This window comes from Corynebacterium pilbarense (genome assembly GCF_026930265.1).
GTDB classification, from domain to species: Bacteria; Actinomycetota; Actinomycetes; order Mycobacteriales; family Mycobacteriaceae; genus Corynebacterium; species Corynebacterium pilbarense.
This window is the reverse complement of sequence record NZ_JANRML010000100.1, coordinates 1-650: the sequence shown is the minus strand read 5'-3', so window position 1 is coordinate 650 and position 650 is coordinate 1. Positions and strand designations below refer to the sequence as shown.

The window sequence follows — 650 nt, the reverse complement described above, 5'->3', positions numbered from 1 at the left end:
AATTTGAGGCGATAAACAAGGTTTTCATCACTATGCGTTGACAGATAATAGAAATTCACAAGACAAGTTGGCACACAATGTTTTTTTCAGCATTGTGGGCATATCGGACTTCGGTTAAATCTGTCACAGGATTTACACCCTTTCGACTAGTTTATGGCATGGAAGCCATTCTGCCCATAGAATGCGAAATACCGTCTTTAAAACTAGTTGTATAGCTCTTACCCAATACTTCTACTGAAGAGGAACGTTTGTTGTATCTGATGCGATTAGACGAGACTCGACGTGATGCTACTCTAGTAATAGAAGCCCAGAAGAAACGCGTCAAGGCACAGTATGACAAGCATGTCAAGCCTCGTGTTTTCTCTGAAGGTGATCTTGTTCTTCTCTATGAAAAGGATCGAGATGTGTTAGGAGCTGGGAAATTCGAACCAATGTGGCGAGGTCCTTATATTGTTCGCCGAGTTTTAGAAAAAGGAGCATATGAGCTGGTTGATTATGATGGTATCCCTTTGAGTGAACCCAGGAATGGGTTGTACTTGAAGAAGTACTATGCATAAATCATTTGTGCACAAGTACTTGTATTTTATGTATCATACTTTGTGTGTGTTACTTTAGTTTGCTTTTGACGTTATCTGGTCTCTGCCCTTATG

Annotated in this window: 1 protein-coding gene; it reads left to right on the top strand. The window is 40.3% G+C overall.

The window, feature by feature from the left end; genetic code table 11:
* Positions 1 to 260: 260 nt before the first annotated feature.
* Positions 261 to 557: a hypothetical protein gene (locus NUW87_RS12000; RefSeq protein WP_500683255.1), complete on the top strand. Its 297-nt coding sequence runs from the start codon at positions 261 to 263 to the stop codon at positions 555 to 557.
* Positions 558 to 650: the final 93 nt, after the last annotated feature.